Below are 21,054 nucleotides of genomic sequence, written 5' to 3' on the forward strand. Positions count from 1 at the left end.
ATTATCAACAGTTCACCTATTTATGACTTCGGTGCATTTGCATCGAGGGCCATAAAAGCTTCCTTGGCATCCTGCAGGGGAGGCAATTGGCCTAAAGAATTCAAGCCAAACGCATTTAAAAATTGTGGCGTTGTCATTAACAACGCAGGTCTTCCAGGGAGTTCACGAAATCCGGATTCTTTAATCCAGTTCCAGTCAAACAGCGTACGCAAAATCTGACTGTTATTCGTCACACCACGAATTTGTTCAATATCGGCTCGGGTCACCGGCTGGTGATAAGCAATCACTGCAAGTGTTTCAAGTAAGGCCGGCGACAAGCGAGTTGGTCGCTCAGGCCAGGTCTGTGCAATAATATTACGATATTTTGCACGCACTTGAAAACGATAACCTTGTGCTGTTTCAATCAGTTCAATCGAACGGCCATGCATTAACATGGAAAGTTGTTGTAAATACTGACGTAATTCCTGTTTGCTATAGCGATCCTGAAAAGCCTCTTTCAGACGCGCCAGTGAAACCGCAGAGTCGCTGGCGAAAATAATCGCCTCAAGCTGCATCAACACCTCATGCAGATTATCTTCTGCAGAAAACAGCGTATTTGGCTCTAGTGTCATTGACTGGCTCCTTGAACTGCGAGCGGGGCTTCAATACCTGTAGCAATAATCTGAATTCTTTGTTGCCGGGTCAGCTCCAGCACTGCCATAAAGGTCACCACCATGCCCATGCGTCCCTGACTCGGTTTGAGTAAATCGGCAAAAGATAAGACTTCGCCAGATTCCAGACAGCTTTCAATATAGGCAATCCGTTCTTCGAGCAGTACCGGTTCCTGTTGCACCTGATGAATCACCGGTTCAGGACGGTTAAAAACACACAACAAGGCATCACGCAGTAAATCGATTGAATAGCCTTCATTATTCTGCTGAACGTCGCCCAGACTGACATGGGTCAGGAATGTATCACGTTCCAGAATAGGCATTTGCCCCAGACGTTCTGCTGCCTGTTTAATTCTTAAATAATTTTCTAAACGGTCGATCAGTTCTTGTTTTGGATCTTGCTCAATCGCAGACAGGCTTTTCGGTTTAGGCAATAACAGACGCGATTTGAGATCTGCCAATAAAGCAGCCATCACCATATAATCTGCGGTCAGCTCAATATTCAGGGATTTCATTGCATCCATATAGGATAAATATTGCGCTGCAATCGGCGCGATATCGACTTGCAACAGGTCAAAACCGTTTTTTTGAATCAGGTAAATTAAAAAGTCGAGTGGGCCTTCAAAATGTTCTAACAAGATTTCAAATGCGGCGGGAGGAATATACAGATCCTCTGGAATAGTATCCTGCCATTCATCCAGAACCCGAATGTGCGGAGCAGATTCCATTGTGTTATGGATAATTTGAGTCATTACAATTATAGGCCACGCGAATTTTCAAAGGCATGCAAAGGCTTGATCTTCGGTATCTCATCGAAAGAAAAAGCATAGAATTAAGTGCCGTCATTGTACTGGAAAAGTAACTCTAAATAAATTAAATAAGGAGTCAAAGGCATAAAAACTTGAAAAAATAATGGAATTTATTTGCAATTTAAAAGAAGGCCCCAAAAAAACAGCCAGATAAGCGGGGCAAAGAGTCAATGTGTTACGGGTGGAAGCTATGACCATATCCATGTTTTAGTATCCTGCGATATGATTAATACCTATCTGAGTGCTAAGAACTTCAGCGCGGTGAGGAAGGATATTCACTCAGTGCAAACTCAATCATACGTTGGCAAGTCTCTGCCAGGCATAGGTTCTGGCTTGAATAGATCTGTAATAGCTGTCGAAGCAAAGCCAAATTCATGAAAAACTGATATTCAGTAGCATCAATGTTTAGAGTGGGACTGGGCGAAGGATATGCTTCGATCATGATGGCCCTGGATTGAAGTGTCCAAGGCAGTTCTGCATAGATACAATATTGGGCAGAGAATTCATGCTGATTCAGCAGGATATAAAATAAATCCATAGACTGACTCCTGCAGTCGGCTGGAAATAAGATGGCATTCTTTATTCAAATGCGCTGACATCACCCACGCCACGACGAATAATTTCTGGATGATCACCAGATAAATCAATAATCGAGGTGGTGCTTAATGTACCTAAACCGCTATCGATAAACACATCAATGCGTTTGCCCAATTGCATTTCAATCTCAAAAGGATCATCCAGCGGATCGGTCTGGTCCGGCAAAATCAGGGTAGAGGTCAAGAGAGGCTCACCCAGTTCTTTGAGCAGCATCTGACACACCGGATTGCTCGGAATGCGCAGGCCAATGGTTTTCTTTTTGGGATGCATCAAGCGTTTCGGCACTTCACTGGTGGCCGGTAAAATAAAAGTGGTGACTGCTGGTGTATTGTTTTTGAGTAAGCGATACATGGCATTGTCCACTTTGGCATAGGTGGCAATATCGGATAAATCACAGCACAAAATTGCATATTGATGTTTTGGGCCAAGTCCGCGAATCTGCGCAATGCGTTCCATGGCACTTTTATTCCCAATCTGGCAACCAATCGCATAGGCAGCATCCGTGGGATAGACCACCACATCGCCAGCACGGATTCGTTCTACCGCCTGACTGATTAAGCGCGGTTGCGGGTTATCGGGGTGTACGCGTAAATGCAGCATAGAGGCTACTCCAAGCTTGGGCTGATGGCTTATTATGTGGCGCTCAGGCAGCGTCTGGCAATCACCAAAAAGGTAGATTTGTGTAATTTAATCAAGCATTTCACGTATAAATTCATCAGATTGTAAACTTTTGCCACCTCTGCTACAGGCACAGATACATTGAATAAAGCGTTGTGCATCCCGTGGCAATTTTGCCTCACCACGAAAATAAGCCTGCACTTGTGCATAGACATGATCTTTAAAGCGGGTTCCGTCACCACCGTCACCAGTCAGGTTATCCAGCGATACCCGGAATTTACGCCCAAAGGCCTGGGCAAACATCCACTCGATTGCCTGCGGTTTAATTTCTACCTGTTCAAACAGCGCTTGTTGCTCGGCTGTACGCCCATCCGGGGCATACCAGTAGCCAAGATCCGGAAGTTCCCGGCGTTTATCCCCGGCAATTGTCCAATGGCTGATTTCATGCAAGGCACTATTAAAGAATCCATGTGCAAACTGAATCCGGGCAGCAGTATCGGCATCGGCAGGAAAATATTCAGGTTCAAATTCGCCACGGACTAAAGTCACATTTAAATGGGAAAACCAGTGATTAAAGTGTAAGATGAGCCAGTCCACCTGCTGCGCTTCTGACGATAAATTCGTCCATGGTGAGAGTTGCACTTGTTGTGTTGAACTGTCAGAATCAAGGCTTGGAATTGTGCTAACGAGTGATGAAACATTCACTTCTGTTTGCGGCTGCAACAGATGCATGACTTGAGTTACCCAAATGGTCTGTCGAAATAAGTACAAAATTGTATCTTAATCTTTGACAGAGTACTGATGAATTTGTAGAATTGCCGCCTTAATTATGTCAGCAAATACCTTTCCGGCACAGATTGAGCCGTTTAAATGGGCTGAACAGGGCTTTAAATGGTCAGGTCAACTGCCTTTATCCCGCTTTGTTCGTATCGCTCGTGAAGCTGTTGGATCAATTGATGATCAATTGATTAACATAGACTGTAAGCTATCAATGGATGCCTATCATCGTATTGCATGGCTAGATGGTCACGTTGAAACAAAAGTTCCTATGGAATGCCAGCGTTGTCTGGAAACTGTAGAGATTGAACTGGTTTCATCGTTCCATTTGGCACTTGTGGATGATGAGTCACTGATAGAGCGCTTGGATGAGGATGCTGATTTCATCGTCCTAGGTGAAAGTGAAGCAACGACCAAAGGTGACTATGATGCACCTGCGACCGCTGATTTGCTCGCGCTGATAGAAGATGAACTGTTATTGTTGATGCCGTTGTCGCCTAAACATGAGTTTTGCGAACATAAGCATCAGCCTGCCATAGAAGAAGTTGTCGAAGAAAAACGAGATAATCCGTTTGATGTTTTGGCAGCTCTGAAGGGTAAACTTAACTAATTTTTGTGTTATACTCTTGTGTATAAGACAATCGAATTTGTTCTGATCCATTTTTTCGATCTTTGTAAGGAGCCATCATGGCCGTTCAGCAAAACCGTAAAAGTCGCTCTCGCCGTGACATGCGCCGTTCACATGACGCTTTAACCGAGAATGCATTAACTGTAGACCAAGCTACTGGCGAGACTCACCGTCGTCACCACGTATCTAAAGATGGTATCTACCGTGGTCGTCAATTATTCGCTAAAGCATCTGCTGAATAATTGATGATGTATTAAGCGTCAAGCTTAGTAGAAAAAATGGGAGCATTTAGCTCCCTTTTTTTTGTCCTTGATTTTTGCTTGCATCGGTTTTTTGTTGTATTTGGCAATTACCGCCAGCAAAATTACATGCTAAATTGCGCTCCACAATGATTTAGGTGGCTTTATTGGCCAGTCTTCTTGCTACAACTGAAGATGACACCTCTTGAATGAAAGGATTTTATTATGTCTGCGACACAACTCGAACAAGCAGCACAAGCAACGAAAACTGCATTTGTATTTCCAGGTCAAGGCTCACAAAAAGCCGGCATGCTGGCTGAACTTGCAGAGCAGTTTTCTGCTATTCGCGAGACATTTGCAGAAGCCTCTGAAGCTGTCGGCTTCGATTTGTGGCAGATTGCGCAAACTGGCGAAAACTTAAATCAAACTGAATTTACCCAGCCGGTATTGCTGACTGCAAGTATTGCCTTGTGGCGCGTGTGGCTGGAATCTGGTGGTGTGGCACCGAAATATCTGGCAGGCCATTCACTGGGTGAGTACAGCGCGCTGGTGGCAGCGGGTAGCCTAAGCCTGGGTGATGCAGTCAAACTGGTCAACCTGCGCGGTAAACTGATGCAGACGGCTGTACCTCAGGGTGTCGGTGCAATGGCTGCTATTTTAGGTCTGGATGATGCCAAAGTGATTGAGCTGTGTGCACAGGCAACTGCAGCAGGTGAAGGTTCTGTTGAAGCGGCAAACTACAATGCCCAAGGGCAGGTTGTGGTTGCAGGCAATAAAGATCGCGTTGAAGCAGTGATGGCACTGGCCAAAGAAAATAGCGCTAAGGCGATTGCATTGCCGGTATCGGTTCCATCGCATTGTTCACTGATGAAACCTGCGGCAGAACAGTTTGCGCCTGCATTGGAACAAACCGCCATTGAGCTGCCATGCATTCCTGTATTACAAAATGTAGGCGCTGAAGCTGCGGCTGATGTCCCTGCATTGCGTCAGGCTTTAACAGCGCAACTTTATGAATCAGTACAATGGACCAAAACCCTGCAATTCCTTCAAGATGAAGGCATTCAGTACATCGTTGAATGTGGTCCGGGCAATGTATTGAGTAACTTGGCGAAACGCCTACCGAATATCGAAAAAGCACTTCCACTGGATAGCAAATCTCGTCTGGAAGATGCATTGAACACCGTATTGACGGCAGAAGGGAAAATTGCATGACACAGGAACCGAAAGTTGCCTTGGTAACAGGTGCAAGTCGTGGTATTGGTGCTGCGATCGCACAACAGTTGATTCAGGATGGTTATTTTGTCGTGGGTACTGCGACCTCTGAAGCGGGCGCTGAAAAATTATCTGCACAGTTTGCTGAAAATGGTGCGGGCAAAGTTTTAGATGTACGTGATGGTGCTGCGATTGATGCACTGGTGACGGAGATCGAACAGAACTATGGTCCAGTGCTGGCGTTGGTTAATAATGCCGGTATTACCAAAGACAACTTATTGCTTCGCATGTCTGAAGATGACTGGGATGATATTTTAAATATTCACCTGAAAGCCGTTTACCGTCTGTCTAAACGTGTGCTGAAAGGCATGACCAAGGCACGTTTCGGACGCATCATCAACATCAGCTCTGTGGTGGCACACTTTGCCAACCCGGGGCAGGCCAACTATTCTGCTGCCAAAGCCGGAATTGAAGCCTTCAGTCGTAGTTTGGCCAAAGAAATGGGTAGCCGTCAGATTACGGTTAACTCGGTCGCACCAGGCTTTATTGCAACTGAAATGACGGAACAGTTAAGCGAAGAAATTCGTAAAAAAATGACTGAGCAAGTGGCGTTAAACCGTTTGGGTAACCCACAAGATATCGCAAATGCTGTAAGTTTCCTGGCTTCAGACAAAGCCAGTTACATTACTGGTACAGTTATGCATGTAAATGGGGGCTTATACATGAGCTAAGCTCAAGTATAAACTTTCCAAATTTTTTAGATTCAATTAAACTAACGGCATTAAAAACGCCACAAGCAATGAGGAGAATTCCTGTGAGCGATATCGAACAACGTGTTAAGCAAGCAGTTGCAGAACAACTTGGTATCAAAATCGAAGAGATTAAAAACGAAGCGTCTTTCATGGATGACTTAGGTGCAGATTCTCTAGATCTAGTTGAACTGGTTATGTCTTTCGAAAATGATTTCGACATCACGATTCCTGATGAAGATTCTAACGAAATCACAACTGTTCAATCTGCAATTGACTATGTTTCTAAGAAACTGGGTTAATCGCCGATTTCAGCTTTGCTGAGCATAAAGACCACCCTCTCGGTGGTTTTTTTGTGTCTGCTTTTCACCTAAATGGAAATTTTACAATCGATTACCTTTCTGTCACCAATGACTAACTATGCCTTGGCTATTTTCATTATAAAAATAAGAGTGATATGACATTAACGATAAGAATGGAGTTCCATATGGGTCTTTTTGATTTTGTAAAAGGTATCGGTAAGAAAAATACAGCTGCCGCAGAGCCGCAGGCCGCACCAGCAAATACTACTCCAGCCGCAGCAGCACAGCCCGCAGAGCCTTCTGCCCAAGAAGTCGCAAATAAATTACTTGGTCATGTAAAAGGTCTGGGTCTTCCGATCACTGGTTTATCCATCAGTTATAATTCAACCTCGGATCTGGCCACGGTCAGAGGTCAGGTGCAAAGTCAGGCCGATCGTGAAAAAATTATTCTGGCGGTGGGGAATATTGATCATGTGGCCAAAGTGGATGATCAGCTTACGGTCAGCAGCCCTGAACCAGAAAGCAAATTCTATACGGTAAAATCGGGGGATAGCTTGTCAAAAATCTCGAAAGAATTTTATGGTGATGCCAATCAGTACAATAAGATCTTTGAGGCCAATCGCCCATTGCTCAAAGATGCTGATGATATTTTCCCGGGACAGGTATTGCGTATTCCAGCCTGATTTTTAAGTCGAAAATAAATATCTAAATATATTGTTCACCATAATGCCCCATTTGGGGCATTATTTTTTTGGAAACTGTTTGAGCGCTGAATGTTGAAAGATAAAAATAATTACCCGCCAAGATCCAGATAGAGACTTTCTTTTACTTCCTCCATGACCACATAACTATGTGAGGAAGCAGAAGCAGGTAATTTTTTTAGCAAATCGCCTAACAGACGCCGATAGGCACTCATCTCTTTGAGACGTGCCTTGACCAGATAATCAAAGTCACCGGAAATCAAATGACATTCCAGTACTTCTGGAATTTCGGTCAGATTCCGCGCCACCTGATCAAATACATCACCCGATTTTGCAGAAAGCTTAATCTCCAGAAAGACCAGCAAATTGCGTTCTAGCAGTTCCGGATTTAAGCGCGCGTAATAACCCATGATAATGCCTTCGCGCTCCAGCCGTTTTACCCGTTCTGAACAGGGTGTGGTTGACAGGTTCACACGTGCTGCCAGCTCACTAATGGCAATCCGGCCATCGCGTTGCAAGATATCCAGAATCATGCGATCAATGCGGTCTAATTTACGCATCAATATTTCCCTCTTTTTTTTAATTCTGCCCGAAAAAAATGTTTATTTCACTAAATATATCATCTCAATATAGTTAAATTCACTATTGATCCAAAAATATACTAGTTAAATCAACTAGAAAAATTTGAGGGTAGTAAGATGCGCGTTTTGGTCTTAGGCAGTGGTGTAATCGGTGTGGCGAGTGCCTATTATCTGGCGCAGCAGGGTGCAGAAGTTACAGTGCTTGACCGTCAAACCGGGCCGGCTGAAGAAACCAGTTTTGGCAATGCCGGGCAAATTTCTCCGGGCTATTCGACGCCATGGGCAGCACCGGGCATTCCATTTAAAGCAGTGAAATGGATGTTCCAGCATCATGCACCTTTGGCCATTAATTTAGATGGCAGTATGTGGCAGTTGAACTGGATGGCACAAATGCTGAAAAACTGTAATCCAGCCAGCTATGCGATTAACAAAGAACGTATGACTCGTGTGGCTGAATATAGCCGTGACTGTTTACGTGAATTGCGTAAAGAAACCGGGATCAGCTATGAGCACCGTTCTAAAGGTACTTTGCAAGTCTTTCGTAACGAAGCGCAATTAGAGATGGTGCAACGTGATATTGCGGTATTGCGAGAATGCGGCGTACCGCATGAATTGTTGTTGGGCGCTGATCTGGCCAAAGTTGAGCCAGCCCTAGCACATGCCCAGGATAAACTGGTGGGCGGCTTGCATTTACCCAATGATGAGACAGGCGACTGTTATTTATTTACCAATGCCTTAGCCAATGTTGCCAAAGAATTGGGCGTGCAGTTTAAATTTAACCAAAATGTTGAGCGTTTGGTGATTGAAGGCGATGAAATTAAGGGTGTCGTGGTCAATGGTGAAGTGCTGACGGCTGATAAATATGTATTGGCATTCGGTAGTTATTCACGTGATTTCTTAAAACCTTTGGAGCTGGATTTGCCGGTTTACCCAGTCAAAGGCTATTCACTGACCATTCCAATTGTTGATGCCAACTTTGCACCACAATCTACGGTACTGGATGAAACTTATAAAATTGCCATTACGCGTTTTGACCAGCGGATCCGTGTTGGCGGTATGGCCGAACTGAGTGGTTTTAACCACAATTTGAAAGACAACCGCCGTGCCACTCTGGAAATGGTCACTCAGGAATTGTTCCCAGGCGGGGATCTGGCAGAAGCGAGTTTCTGGACCGGTTTACGTCCAATGACCCCAGACAGTACCCCGATTATTGGTGTAACGCGTTTTAAAAATCTGTTCCTGAATACTGGACATGGCACCCTGGGTTGGACCATGGCCTGTGGTTCGGGCAAGTTAATCAGTGACATTGTGTTGAATCATAAAACCGAAATCAGCACTGAAGGACTTTCACTCGGACGTTATTCACACGCGGCCTAAATTGCTGTTTCAAGGAAGAAGCTATGCCACGCCCAATTCAAGCTGTAGTGCACTTAGATGCATTGCAGCATAACCTGAAGATCGCCAAAGCCGCAGCGCCAAATGCAGAAGTCTATGCTGTGGTTAAAGCCAATGCCTATGGTCATGGTATTGAGCGAGTCTATTCAGTATTTCAATCAGCCGATGGTTTTGCCTTGCTGGATTTGGCTGAAGCGCAGCGTCTGCGTGCGCTCGGTTGGCAGGGCAAAATTTTACTGCTCGAAGGAATTTTTGCTGTAGACGATTTAGACGTCTGTGCTGCATTAGATTTAAGTTTTAGTCTACATAGCCAGCATCAAATCACCTGGTTAACGCAGTTTCAGCAGATCAATCCAGACGCAAAATTTGATGTGTACTTAAAACTTAACAGCGGTATGAACCGTTTGGGTTTTCAGGCCCACGAATATACGGATATTTTTAAGCAAGTCCAGGCACTGGGCAATGTGCGCTCAATTAGCCATATGACGCATTTTTCCGATGCAGATGGTCAGCGCTTTGGCCAGAACGGCATTGATTATCAATATTCAATGTTCACGCAAATCATTGAACCCTTAGCAGGGAAAACTTCTGTCAGTAATAGTGCAGCCATCCTGCGCCATCATCACCATATTCAATCCGACATTGTGCGTAGTGGCATCATGCTGTATGGCAGTTCGCCTGACTATCCTGACCATACTATTGATGACTGGAATTTGCAGCCCGGCATGAGCCTGCGCAGTGAAATCATTGCGATTCAGTATATTCAGGCTGATGAAAGTGTGGGTTATGGTTCTAACTTCGTTGCGGAGCAGGCGATGCGCATTGGTGTAGTGGCGTGTGGATATGCCGATGGGTATCAGCGCATTTCAGCCACAGGTACACCAGTTCTGGTGGATTCAGTGCGAACTCAAGTTCTTGGTCGGGTCAGTATGGATATGCTTACCGTCGATCTGACCGCTGTCCCTCAGGCGACTGTGGGGAGTGAAGTGGTACTTTGGGGGAAATCTTCGCAAGGTGAAATTTTATCAATTGATGAGGTCGCGGCCGGTTCAGGAACCGTAGGCTATGAATTGATGTGTGCGATTACGGCTCGTGTACCGGTTCGGATTGAAAGCTAAAACTAAATATTGACCAAATAACGGAAGAAATTGAGAGGACATATGATGATGGAACACACCGATATCCAGCGTATTAACAGCAATCAGGTCATGAGTGCTGTCACCATTCACAACCAGACCGTGTATGTATCAGGGCAGGTGCCGGATAGCACCCGTCAGGATATTAGCGGTCAAACGCAGGAAGTGCTGACGAAAATTGATCAGCTGCTCAAGCTGGCAGGAACAGACAAAAGCCGACTGCTGTCGGCACAACTATTTGTGAAAAATCTGGAAGATTTTCAAACCGTGAACCAGATCTGGATTCACTGGTTGCAAGGACAGGGAACTCCGGCACGTGCCACCATTCAGGCAGATCTGGTCAATCCTGACTGGCTGATTGAAATTGCAGTGATTGCAGCACAGGCTTGAGTTGTTTTGATTTTTATATCTCCCAACTCAATTTTGTAAGGACATCAGCTCCGGTCATTTAGCTTTTTAAATGGAACTTCATCTGCATTCAGGATTTCAGGAAGAAATCCGATCAGATGGGCAAGGGTCTGATGCGAAAAAGGAACTAAACATGAATACAACATCCGCTAAAGATGACGCAGCGCCGTCGCAACATGAGCTACAACGCAAGCTATCCAATCGGCATCTGCAGTTAATTGCCATTGGTGGTGCAATTGGTACCGGTTTATTTATGGGATCGGGTAAAACTATCTCTTTGGCCGGCCCTTCAATTTTATTTATTTATATGATTATTGGCTTTATGTTTTTTTTCCTGATGCGCGCATTGGGTGAGATATTGTTGGCTAATTTACATTACAAATCATTTATTGATATGGCGCGCGACCTCATAGGTCCGGGCGCGGCCTATTATATTGGCTGGTCTTATTGGCTCGGTTGGGTTCTGGTCGGGATTGCCGATTTAGCAGCGATTATTAATTATCTAAGTTTCTGGTTGCCTGAGGGTGTGGCCTTTACCCCCATCGGGCAGGCATTGATCAGTGTCGGCTGTGTATTGCTGGTTCTGGGTTTGAACTTGCTGACGGTCAAACTGTTTGGTGAAATTGAATTCTGGTTTGCCCTGATTAAGATTTTAGCCATTTTAGGCCTGATCTTTATTGGCGGCTTTATGGTGTTGAACCAGTTTCAGGCACCAGATGGCAGTACTGCAAGCTTTAGCCATGTCTGGTCGGGTGGTATGTTTCCCAAAGGTGCGGATGGCTTCCTGGCAGGCTTCCAGATTGCCTTATTCGCCTTTGTGGGTGTGGAATTGCTCGGTACGATGGCAGCTGAAACCAAAGATCCTGAGAAAAATTTACCCAAAGCCGTCAATGCAATTCCAACACGTATTATCTTGTTCTATGTGTTGTCATTGTTTGTAGTGATGTCAGTGACTCCATGGGCTAAAATTCCTGCGGATCAAAGTCCTTTTGTCAGCTTATTCATGCATGCCGGTATTGGTGCGGCGGCGATCATCATGAATCTGGTGGTCTTGTCATCCGTCATGTCTTCCATGAATAGTGGTGTATTCTCCACCAGTCGTATGCTTTTCGGATTGGCGCGTGGTCAACAGGCACCTGCCGCTTTGGCGCATCTATCGAAACGTTCTGTACCAGCCAAGGGTTTAATGTTCTCATGTGCCTTTATTATGGCTGGTGCAGCTTTGCAGTACTTCGTGCCCAATACCTTGGAAGCTTTTACTTTAGCGACGTCGCTGTGCGTGATTTTGTTTATTAGTATTTGGAGCTTAATTATGGTGTGTTATCTACGCTACCGTAAATTACGCCCTGAACAGCATGCCAACTCCACCTTTAAAATGCCGGGTGGGGTATGGATGAGCTATATCGTACTAACTTTTCTGGCTTTCGCTCTGGTCATTTTAAGTTTGGAGCCAGATACATTCAATGCATTAAAAATCAGTCCATTATGGTTGATTATTTTGGCAGTGACTTATTATGTACTGTATCGGCCGCGTGTCGCAGCCGCGAGAAAAGCGGCATTAGAAACACAATAAAATAGCTCAAAAAAATCCCCGCCTGATCGGGGATTTTTTTATTGTAAGCAGAATAATTTGTGAATCATCCTTCCTCTATTTTCTAAAAAAGCCAAATCATCATTCAGATAATTAAAGTTGAGGAACACAGCGCTGATAAAATTTACTTTGATTGGATGTATATTCGAAATAAATTAAACAGGTATAAATACATAGAATAAATAATGCAACCCTTGCTACTGGCGAAACAAACAAAGATGATAAAAGGATGATGAGCAAACACGGGATTATCCATACCAATACACGTTTCTTTTTTTGTTTTACAACGACTTGAATTTCCTGATTTGACATTGGTTTAGTCTGATTTTTCCACAATTCGATTTTTATTGGCTCATTGCTAAACTTAAGTTGTCGGTATTCACTATAAGCGGGCTGTAAGGCATCATGCTTCATAAAAAAATCCGAATATGAGGCAAAAATATAATTTTCGATCTGCTCTAAACTTGGTGATGCTGTGCTAACACTAAAATCCTGATTCAAATCTTGAAAGACAAGCTGAAAATTTCCAGCGTATTCATTGCGGATAAAATGAATCGATAACATGGATTCTGGATAAAAATAACTTGGGTGCAGTAGATAATTTTCATGCCGTTGCCACAGTGGGTGTTTGTGGAAATTATGGGTGAAAATTGGCAATTCGTCAGGGTTGGGATGATAAGCACGTATTTGTAAAATAAGAGCTAAATCAGGTGTAAGGCACACTTCAACTGATTGACCTACAAGTTGTTCAGGTTTAACTTCTATGGGTTGTAAAATTAAGAAATCGGGATAGCGAATATTAAAAGTCTTTTTATGGGTTTCATTTTTTAAATCATAAAATTTAAGTTCAATATTAAGCTGCTTTAATTTGGGATCATATTTTGAAACTTTGGTGATCTTGCCAAATGTCTTGAGGTATTGGTCGGAATATTGTTTTCGTGTTTTTCGAGCATATAGCCATAGATACAAACCCTCTATTTCATTTAATGTAAACAGCCCAAGAAAAAGTACAGAAATAGTTAGTTGTGGATTATTAGAATTCCATACAAGATAAATCGCGCCAATAGCAAAAATCCAATGAAAGCGAGCTTTTATTTTTTGATGAAGCTTAAGCTTTGGGCCATGCAATTTTTTAAAGTTTTTCACAGCATCTGAATATAATTTTTGAGCTTCAGGTGTTGAGGCTGTTTTAATTTCTGCGGATGGAAAGTTCTGCATAATTGACCTTTTATTTTTCATGATCTTGTTTTTGTGTTAGCTAAAGGAAAGAATCCGTTCAGAAATATCCAGATTACTCTTTTTTTATTGTGTACATGAGTCTGATTTCATTTTTATAGTATTTTGATTTTTAAGATATTATATTAAAAATTGAATAAAAATAAAGTAATCAAGTTTTCAAAATACAGGTAATTTTCTCAAAAAGAGGAAGAGTTATGTATAGTGCAGTCATTTCCAAGACACAAACTTTCTGAATTGAATCTTAAAATGGACAGCTGTGTGCAGATTTAAATATTCAGACATAAAAAATCCCCGACTGATCGGGGATTTTTTTGATTGCGTGGGTGAATTAGAAAGTAGGTTTAACTACGACTAAAATCACCACTGCAAATAAGATCAGGGTTGGCATCTCATTAAAATAACGCCAAAACTTGTGAGACTTGTAATGTGCATTATCAATCAACTTCTTGCGGTAATAACCACATATCAGATGGTAAATCACCAATAAGCCGACCAGGCCAACTTTAAGGTAAAACCATAAGGCTTCATGGTAGTGACGCGTTGCATCACCCCAGTCGACCAGAAAGTGTGCTGTAATGAGGGTGGCCAGCATGGCAGGCCACATGATGCCACGATACAGCTTACGTTCCATCACCTGAAAACGCGCGTGGCTTACGGCATCTTCGCTCATGGCATGGTAAACATACAGCCGTGGCAAGTAGAACAACGCAGCGAACCAGCACACCACAGCAATAATATGTAATGCTTTTACCCAAAGGAAAGCATCAGAAGGAGCATCCATCAAGTCACCCTAAAATGGGCGGCTTAGCCTTCCCATTTTTTGAAGATGAGACAAGCATTTACGCCGCCGAAACCGAAACTGTTACTCATCACAGTATTCAATTTTGCGTCACGTTTTTCAAGCACGATATCAAATGGTTTTGCGCCTTCATCCAGCTCGGTCACGTTAATGTTTGGAGCAATAAAGTCATTTTGCATCATCAGGATCGAGTAAATTGCTTCCTGAACGCCAGCAGCACCCAGGCTGTGACCAGTCATAGACTTGGTTGAGCTCAGTGGTGGAACTTTATCTTCACCAAATGCACGTGCCATCGCTTGAAGCTCGGTCACGTCACCAGCAGGTGTAGATGTACCATGAGTATTCACATAATCAATCGATTCAACACCATGTTGTTTGGCTTCTTCAAGTGCCATCAGGATACAGCGTGTAGCCCCTTCGCCACTTGGTGCAACCATATCTGCACCATCCGAGTTGGCCGCATAGCCCACCACTTCAGCCAAGATGTTTGCACCACGTGCTTGTGCATGCTCAAGTGACTCAAGCACCACAAAACCGCCACCACCGGCAATCACGAAGCCGTCACGGTCAGCAGAGTACGGACGAGATGCAGTTTCAGGCGTGTCGTTGTATTTAGAGCAAAGCGCACCCATCGCATCAAACAATAAGCTTTGTGACCAGTGATCTTCTTCACCGCCACCAGCCAGCATCAAATCTTGTTTGCCCAGTTGAATCAGGTTATAAGCATAACCAATGGCATCGGCAGAGGTTGCACATGCACTGGTAATGGTATGTGCTACGCCTTGTAGTTTAAAAGCGACACCGACGTTTGCAGTAATGGTGTTGGTCATATTGCGTGGTACAAAGAAAGGACCAATTTTACGCGCACCTTTGGTATCTAGAAGTTCTTTCATTTCAACCACTGATGCAGTTGAACCACCACCTGAGCCACCGGCAATACCATAGCGTGGATTATTTGCCAGATCTTCTTGTTTTAAACCGGCATGTTCAACTGCAGCAAGTGCCGAGTTGTAGGCATACATTGCGCATACGCCCATAAAGCGTTTGAGTTTACGGTCAATACCGTCGAAATCCTGTTCGGCCGCAGCACTCACATGGCTTTTGAAATTGAGTTCAGCATAAGTCGGATTAAAACGTGTTCCTGAAATCCCATTTTGTAAAGAATGGTTTACATCCTCTAATGTATTACCAATACACGAGTTAATACCCATGCCAGTGATGACAACACGTTTCATCTACAGATCCTTATAGTTTAGCTCTACGTCCAGTGGCAGAAAATGGGCTATATAAAATCGCCAAATCCGGCCTCTAGCCTTATTTCATGATGGAGAACATGATAGCAGAAAGACTTTTGAAATCTTATGGCAAATGTTATGCCGTGTGACAGTCGGTTGGGTTTGTGAGTCGGCATGTAGGGATTTTACTAAATGACACAGAATAAAGTTGAGATAAATGCTGACTACACCTAGTATTTATATCAAATACAAGCACGTGAATGCTGAGGTAAAAAATGGTAAATGCTAATAATAAACAATCTAATGGTCTGATTTCGAATGCCTTTGGAGTGGCGAAAAAGTTCAGTTCAACCGGATTGGATTTATTGAATCATGTTGCACCAGACTCGGTGACGAAAGCGCTTAAGCCGTCAAATTCCGGTCAGGTGATTGACGGTTCGGCGAAGACAAAAAGCGTTTTTTCGGCTAAAAAATATGATAATCCACAGCAAATGCTTCGTGAACATCTGCCAAATGTATCTCGCCAGCTTCTAGGACACCGTTTTAATACCGTCAATAACGTGGCGCATTTTGTTTCTCCTGAACTGACGGAGAAAGTATCAGACTATTTTTATGACCGCCTTAACCAGTTTAGTAACCAGAGCAGTTCGGTCGATACCATTCTGAATGAAGCAGGGGCAAAAGACTTGGAAGAATTGACTCAGGATGTCGATCGTTCCAAGCGAATTTCACAGGCTTTGGGTGAGCAAAACAAATGGATTGCAACGGTACAGGGTGCAATCAGCGGTGCTTCTGGGGTGCTTGGTACAGCGATTGATATTCCGGCTTCTTTGTTAATGGCGCTACGTACCATTTATCAGGTCGGTCGTTCTTATGGTTTTGACCTGAGCAAAGATGATGATCAGGAAATCGTACAACATATCTTTAGACAGCTGGACCTCGGCCTGATTGCTGAAAAGCAAACCTTATTATTGGGTTTAAAAGCGCTGAGTAATACAATTAAAACCCACGATATTTCCCAGCTTCAGGCCATGCTGGGTTCTGATAATGATATGAATGCCATCAAGCAATGGTTAAACAACCATGAGGGCGAGGCAAAATGGGAATGGGTGAACAATCTGCCAAAAATTTCTATTTTAGAAAAATTAACGAAATTGACACCATTGGCAAGTGCTGGAATCGGAGCAGTTTATAGTCACCGTTTTGTTGATGATGTAAATCAGAAAGCTCAAGAAGCTTTCTCACATGCTCGACAATATCTGATTCAGCATCAAGATTCGCAATTGTCTCCCTATGCGGCCTATGAAAAAGCAGTCAATTTATTGCAACAGGCTGCACCTAAATTATTAGACAGTTCATCTCAGTCGATCGAGGCGCCAAAAGACGAGCCAATTCTGGATCAGGATATTGCAATTGAAGGCAATGATACAATTACTCAGGTCAAACTGGTTAAGAAAGAAAAGAATGATCTCAGTTCTGAAGAAGCTGAAGTGAAAAAAGATGAAAAAGTCAGTGAAGGTCTAGATGCCCTCAGTGATGAATTGGTTGAACCTGTGGCAGATAAACAATCGCAACAGCCTGCTTTAACCAAAACTTCTTTTGATCCTGACGTGGAAGCAGAGATACAAGCAGATAATACTGCTGAAAATGAATCGGAGACCGTGGAAAATGAGGGGCTAGAGGGGCAGGAGGATCCAGATTCTGCATCTGAAACAGCCTCAACAACATCTAAAGCTCAAGATGTTACAAAAAAAACTGCGAAGAATCCGAAAAAGTAAATGAATTCTGAGAGAAAATAGCAGCATAGCGTATAGTTGTTATTATATTTGGTCGACCTGAGCAGGTTGACCAATTTTACATCTTGAATTACAATTGCATGCCCTCAAAAAGCAGTATGTTTTTGGGGCTTTTTATTAACGGGAGAATTGCCAAATGGCAACAACAAATCAGTTGATCCGTAAGGGTCGTACGACTTTAGTTGAAAAATCTAAAGTTCCTGCGTTGAAGGCTTGTCCACAGCGCCGTGGTGTTTGTACACGTGTTTACACAACTACACCTAAAAAACCTAACTCAGCAATGCGTAAAGTTTGCCGTGTTCGCTTAACTTCAGGTTTTGAAGTTTCTAGCTACATCGGTGGTGAAGGCCATAACCTGCAAGAGCACAGTGTTGTTCTTATCCGTGGTGGTCGTGTTAAAGACTTACCAGGTGTACGTTACCATACCGTTCGTGGTTCTTTAGACTGTGCTGGTGTTAAAGATCGTAACCAGTCTCGTTCTAAATACGGTACTAAACGTCCTAAGAAATAATTCGTCGAGAATTAAATTTTAAGAACGTAGAACCGCAATCCTTTATCGTCTCGCTTGTCTGATTTCTGCATTTAATTTTGTGAAATTCAAGCGACGTGTAGTAAGGCCAGCGAATGCACATGACACTTTGTGCTCATGCTGGATAAACCTGAAGTGTCATCTTTATAGGTAGTTTAAAATGCCAAGACGTCGCGTAGTCGCTGCTCGTGAAATCCTTCCGGATCCTAAGTTCAGCAGCCAAACAATCGCTAAATTCATGAACCACGTAATGCAAGATGGTAAAAAATCTATTGCTGAAAGTATCGTTTACGGTGCTTTAGACCGCGTTCAAGAAAAATCTAAAGTAGACCCAGTTGAATTTTTCGAGACTACTCTTGAAAAAGTTCGTCCTATGGTCGAAGTAAAAGCACGCCGTGTTGGTGGTGCTACATACCAAGTACCTATGGAAGTACGCCCATCCCGTCGTACTGCCCTAGCTATGCGTTGGTTAGTAGATGCTGCTGCTAAGCGTTCTGAAAAAACTATGGCTTTACGTCTTGCTGGCGAGTTGCTTGATGCATCTGAAGGCAAAGGCGCTGCGGTTAAGAAACGTGAAGATGTGCACCGTATGGCTGAAGCCAACAAAGCATTCTCTCACTACCGTTTCTAAGCAGATAAAACAGGCCCTATTCAGGAAAGTGCTAAAACCGTCATGGTTTTGTCACCAAAGCGCTTTAAGTTGCTATGCAGCTTAAAGCGTCCTGTTTTAAACAACAAAATTTAGGAATGCTAGAAATCATGGCACGTCAAACCCCAATTTCTCGTTACCGTAACATTGGTATTTCTGCGCACATTGACGCAGGTAAGACAACCACTTCTGAACGTATTTTGTTCTACACAGGTGAGAGCCATAAACTTGGTGAAACTCACGAAGGTTCGGCAACTACGGACTGGATGGAACAAGAGCAAGAACGCGGTATTACCATTACCTCAGCAGCTGTAACATGCTTCTGGAAAGGTATGGCGAACCAGTTCGAACAACACCGTATTAACGTAATTGACACCCCGGGACACGTTGACTTCACGATTGAAGTTGAGCGTTCTATGCGTGTTCTTGACGGTGCGTGCATGGTTTACTGTGCTGTAGGTGGTGTTCAGCCTCAGTCAGAAACGGTATGGCGTCAAGCAAATAAATATAAAGTTCCACGTATTGCGTTCGTTAATAAAATGGACCGTACTGGCGCGAACTTCTTCCGCGCAGTTGAACAAGTTAAAACACGTCTTGGCGGTAATCCAGTGCCAATCGTTGTTCCAATCGGCGCAGAAGAAAACTTCCAGGGTGTTATTGACCTGATCGAAATGAAAGCAATCATTTGGGATGAAGCATCTCAAGGTATGCAATTCGAATATGGCGACATCCCTGCTGACTTAGTTGCTACTGCTGAAGAATGGCGTACTAACATGGTTGAAGCTGCTGCGGAAGCATCAGAAGAACTCATGGACAAGTACTTAGAAGGCGAAGAGCTAACTAAAGAAGAAATCGTTGCTGGTATCCGTAAGCGTACATTGGCAAACGAAATTCAACCGATGCTTTGTGGTTCGGCATTCAAAAACAAAGGTGTTCAACGTATGTTGGATGCTGTAATTGAATTCTTGCCAGCACCGACTGACGTTGAAGCGATCAAGGGTATCCTTGACGACAAAGACGAATCTGAAGGTTCTCGTGAAGCGTCTGACGAAGCTCCGTTCTCTGCACTTGCATTCAAAATTATGAATGACAAATTCGTAGGTAACTTGACTTTCGTTCGTGTTTACTCAGGTGTTCTTAAAGCGGGTAGCCCGTGTTATAACCCAGTAAAAATGAAGCGTGAGCGTGTTGGCCGTATCGTACAGATGCATGCGAATGACCGTAAAGATATCGAAGAAATTCGTGCGGGCGACATCGCGGCATGTGTAGGTCTTAAAGACACAACGACTGGTGATACATTATGTGATGAAAACCACGTAATTACACTAGAGCGTATGGAATTCCCTGAGCCAGTAATTGCACTTGCAGTTGAGCCTAAAACTAAAGCTGACCAAGAAAAAATGTCAGTTGCTTTAGGTCGTTTGGCGAAAGAAGATCCATCATTCCGCGTACGTACTGATGAAGAATCAGGTCAAACCATTATTGCTGGTATGGGTGAACTTCACCTTGACATCATTGTTGACCGTATGAAGCGTGAATTCGGTGTTGAAGCCAACATTGGTAAACCAATGGTTTCTTACCGTGAAACGATCAAAAAGTCAGTTGAACAAGAAGGTAAATTCGTACGTCAAACTGGTGGTAAAGGTAAGTTCGGTCACGTATACGTACGTCTAGAACCGCTTGCTGAAGACGCTGGTAAAGACTACGAATTCGTTGAAGAAGTTGTAGGTGGTGTAGTACCTAAAGAATTCTTCGGCGCGGTTGACAAGGGTATCCAAGAACGTATGAAGAATGGTGTACTTGCTGGTTATCCAGTAGTGGGCATCAAAGCGACATTGTTCGACGGTTCTTACCATGATGTCGATTCTGACGAATTATCGTTCAAAATGGCAGGTTCTTACGCATTCCGTGATGGTTTCATGAAAGCAGATCCAATCTTGCTTGAACCAATCATGAAAGTTGAAGTAGAAACTCCAGAAGACTACATGGGCGATATCATGGGTGACTTAAACCGTCGTCGTGGTATGGTTCAGGGTATGGACGATTTACCTGGTGGTACTAAAGCCATTCGTGCTGAAGTTCCATTGGCTGAGATGTTTGGTTACGCAACTCATATGCGTTCTATGTCTCAAGGTCGTGCGACTTACTCTATGGAATTTGCTAAATATGCTGAAACTCCACGTAACGTGGCTGAAGGCATCATTTCTAAGTTCCAGTCTGGCGGTAAAAAAGGTGACGACGAGTAATCTTTCGATTACTATAAGCCCAAACTAATTCATAGTTAAACCCAAGTGCTCATGCAGTGATCCTGCATGAGTAGTTTAAAAAGGAAGATCTCATGGCTAAGGCTAAGTTTGAACGTAATAAGCCACACGTTAACGTGGGCACAATTGGTCACGTCGACCATGGTAAAA

The 21,054-nt window shown here is 43.6% G+C and carries 23 protein-coding genes and 1 pseudogene; 15 read left to right on the plus strand and 9 right to left on the minus strand.

All coding sequences use genetic code 11. The features are described from left to right. Positions 1 to 20: 20 nt before the first annotated feature. The 5 genes from scpB to GVV58_RS11695 form a co-directional block, all read right to left on the minus strand. Positions 21 to 611 carry an SMC-Scp complex subunit ScpB gene (scpB, locus tag GVV58_RS11675; protein ID WP_159516622.1) on the minus strand — a complete coding sequence of 197 codons (591 nt, stop codon included), beginning with the start codon at positions 609 to 611 and terminating at the stop codon, positions 21 to 23. Continuing rightward, complete coding sequence (locus tag GVV58_RS11680) at positions 608 to 1,402, minus strand: segregation/condensation protein A (protein ID WP_159516623.1); 795 nt, start codon at positions 1,400 to 1,402, stop codon at positions 608 to 610. Before GVV58_RS11680 ends, scpB begins: the two co-directional genes overlap by 4 nt. A gap of 310 nt (positions 1,403 to 1,712) precedes the next feature. Then, positions 1,713 to 1,997, minus strand: coding sequence for a hypothetical protein (locus GVV58_RS11685; RefSeq protein WP_005095980.1), 285 nt, complete (start codon positions 1,995 to 1,997; stop codon positions 1,713 to 1,715). A 41-nt stretch (positions 1,998 to 2,038) separates the two neighbouring features. Next, positions 2,039 to 2,656 (minus strand): L-threonylcarbamoyladenylate synthase, encoded by a 618-nt coding sequence (locus GVV58_RS11690; RefSeq protein WP_005095982.1) that lies wholly within the window; start codon positions 2,654 to 2,656, stop codon positions 2,039 to 2,041. An 87-nt stretch (positions 2,657 to 2,743) separates the two neighbouring features. Further along, on the minus strand, positions 2,744 to 3,406 hold the full coding sequence (locus GVV58_RS11695) for an elongation factor P hydroxylase (protein WP_159516629.1): 663 nt from the start codon (positions 3,404 to 3,406) through the stop codon (positions 2,744 to 2,746). A 97-nt stretch (positions 3,407 to 3,503) separates the two neighbouring features. On the opposite strand from GVV58_RS11695, the gene GVV58_RS11700 reads away from it, so the two are divergent. From GVV58_RS11700 to lysM, 6 genes are all read left to right on the plus strand, one after another. Beyond that, positions 3,504 to 4,061 carry a YceD family protein gene (locus tag GVV58_RS11700; RefSeq protein WP_005095985.1) on the plus strand — a complete coding sequence of 186 codons (558 nt, stop codon included), beginning with the start codon at positions 3,504 to 3,506 and terminating at the stop codon, positions 4,059 to 4,061. Between the two features lie 77 nt (positions 4,062 to 4,138). Continuing rightward, positions 4,139 to 4,321 (plus strand): 50S ribosomal protein L32, encoded by a 183-nt coding sequence (rpmF, locus tag GVV58_RS11705; RefSeq protein ID WP_004279227.1) that lies wholly within the window; start codon positions 4,139 to 4,141, stop codon positions 4,319 to 4,321. 222 nt (positions 4,322 to 4,543) lie between these two features. Continuing rightward, positions 4,544 to 5,530, plus strand: a complete 987-nt coding sequence (gene fabD / locus GVV58_RS11710; RefSeq protein WP_005095987.1) for an ACP S-malonyltransferase — start codon at positions 4,544 to 4,546, stop codon at positions 5,528 to 5,530. Then, positions 5,527 to 6,261: a 3-oxoacyl-ACP reductase FabG gene (gene fabG / locus GVV58_RS11715; RefSeq protein WP_005095990.1), complete on the plus strand. Its 735-nt coding sequence runs from the start codon at positions 5,527 to 5,529 to the stop codon at positions 6,259 to 6,261. The genes fabD and fabG overlap by 4 nt, the downstream gene beginning before the upstream one ends. A gap of 83 nt (positions 6,262 to 6,344) precedes the next feature. Beyond that, positions 6,345 to 6,581, plus strand: coding sequence for an acyl carrier protein (gene acpP, locus GVV58_RS11720; protein ID WP_004646101.1), 237 nt, complete (start codon positions 6,345 to 6,347; stop codon positions 6,579 to 6,581). A gap of 185 nt (positions 6,582 to 6,766) precedes the next feature. Next, on the plus strand, positions 6,767 to 7,264 hold the full coding sequence (lysM, locus tag GVV58_RS11725) for a peptidoglycan-binding protein LysM (RefSeq protein WP_005095992.1): 498 nt from the start codon (positions 6,767 to 6,769) through the stop codon (positions 7,262 to 7,264). Between the two features lie 110 nt (positions 7,265 to 7,374). On the opposite strand, the gene GVV58_RS11730 is transcribed toward lysM, so the two are convergent. Then, positions 7,375 to 7,842 (minus strand): Lrp/AsnC ligand binding domain-containing protein, encoded by a 468-nt coding sequence (locus tag GVV58_RS11730; protein WP_005095994.1) that lies wholly within the window; start codon positions 7,840 to 7,842, stop codon positions 7,375 to 7,377. A gap of 138 nt (positions 7,843 to 7,980) precedes the next feature. Here GVV58_RS11730 and GVV58_RS11735 point away from each other — a divergent pair, with 138 nt between their 5' ends. The 4 genes from GVV58_RS11735 (at position 7,981) to GVV58_RS11750 (ending at position 12,375) form a co-directional block, all read left to right on the plus strand. Next, positions 7,981 to 9,240 carry a D-amino acid dehydrogenase gene (locus tag GVV58_RS11735; protein ID WP_159516624.1) on the plus strand — a complete coding sequence of 420 codons (1,260 nt, stop codon included), beginning with the start codon at positions 7,981 to 7,983 and terminating at the stop codon, positions 9,238 to 9,240. 23 nt (positions 9,241 to 9,263) lie between these two features. Continuing rightward, positions 9,264 to 10,376 carry an alanine racemase gene (gene alr, locus GVV58_RS11740; RefSeq protein ID WP_100534696.1) on the plus strand — a complete coding sequence of 371 codons (1,113 nt, stop codon included), beginning with the start codon at positions 9,264 to 9,266 and terminating at the stop codon, positions 10,374 to 10,376. 42 nt (positions 10,377 to 10,418) lie between these two features. Continuing rightward, positions 10,419 to 10,784, plus strand: coding sequence for a RidA family protein (locus tag GVV58_RS11745; protein WP_171063333.1), 366 nt, complete (start codon positions 10,419 to 10,421; stop codon positions 10,782 to 10,784). 151 nt (positions 10,785 to 10,935) lie between these two features. Beyond that, positions 10,936 to 12,375, plus strand: coding sequence for an amino acid permease (locus tag GVV58_RS11750; RefSeq protein WP_074384173.1), 1,440 nt, complete (start codon positions 10,936 to 10,938; stop codon positions 12,373 to 12,375). A gap of 111 nt (positions 12,376 to 12,486) precedes the next feature. Here GVV58_RS11750 and GVV58_RS11755 read toward each other — a convergent pair whose 3' ends face one another. From GVV58_RS11755 to GVV58_RS11765, 3 genes are all read right to left on the minus strand, one after another. Beyond that, positions 12,487 to 13,611, minus strand: a complete 1,125-nt coding sequence (locus GVV58_RS11755; protein WP_100357335.1) for a hypothetical protein — start codon at positions 13,609 to 13,611, stop codon at positions 12,487 to 12,489. A 349-nt stretch (positions 13,612 to 13,960) separates the two neighbouring features. Next, positions 13,961 to 14,413: a CopD family protein gene (locus GVV58_RS11760; RefSeq protein WP_159516625.1), complete on the minus strand. Its 453-nt coding sequence runs from the start codon at positions 14,411 to 14,413 to the stop codon at positions 13,961 to 13,963. Positions 14,414 to 14,436: 23 nt separating this feature from the next. Beyond that, positions 14,437 to 15,666, minus strand: a complete 1,230-nt coding sequence (locus GVV58_RS11765; protein ID WP_005096011.1) for a beta-ketoacyl synthase N-terminal-like domain-containing protein — start codon at positions 15,664 to 15,666, stop codon at positions 14,437 to 14,439. Between the two features lie 275 nt (positions 15,667 to 15,941). On the opposite strand from GVV58_RS11765, the gene GVV58_RS11770 reads away from it, so the two are divergent. From GVV58_RS11770 to GVV58_RS11790, 5 genes and pseudogenes are all read left to right on the plus strand, one after another. Next, entirely contained in the window at positions 15,942 to 17,444 is a 1,503-nt protein-coding gene (locus GVV58_RS11770; RefSeq protein ID WP_159516626.1) for an EcsC family protein, read from the plus strand. 154 nt (positions 17,445 to 17,598) lie between these two features. Beyond that, entirely contained in the window at positions 17,599 to 17,973 is a 375-nt protein-coding gene (gene rpsL / locus GVV58_RS11775) for a 30S ribosomal protein S12 (RefSeq protein WP_002050319.1), read from the plus strand. Positions 17,974 to 18,151: 178 nt separating this feature from the next. After that, positions 18,152 to 18,622, plus strand: coding sequence for a 30S ribosomal protein S7 (gene rpsG, locus GVV58_RS11780; RefSeq protein ID WP_004279240.1), 471 nt, complete (start codon positions 18,152 to 18,154; stop codon positions 18,620 to 18,622). A 128-nt stretch (positions 18,623 to 18,750) separates the two neighbouring features. Next, positions 18,751 to 20,886, plus strand: coding sequence for an elongation factor G (gene fusA, locus GVV58_RS11785; RefSeq protein ID WP_074384132.1), 2,136 nt, complete (start codon positions 18,751 to 18,753; stop codon positions 20,884 to 20,886). Between the two features lie 92 nt (positions 20,887 to 20,978). After that, positions 20,979 to 21,054: pseudogene (locus GVV58_RS11790) on the plus strand (elongation factor Tu); the annotation flags it as partial.

Origin of the sequence: Acinetobacter sp. 18QD2AZ41W (assembly GCF_009829025.1) — a bacterium.
Taxonomy (GTDB): Bacteria; Pseudomonadota; Gammaproteobacteria; order Pseudomonadales; family Moraxellaceae; genus Acinetobacter; species Acinetobacter pseudolwoffii.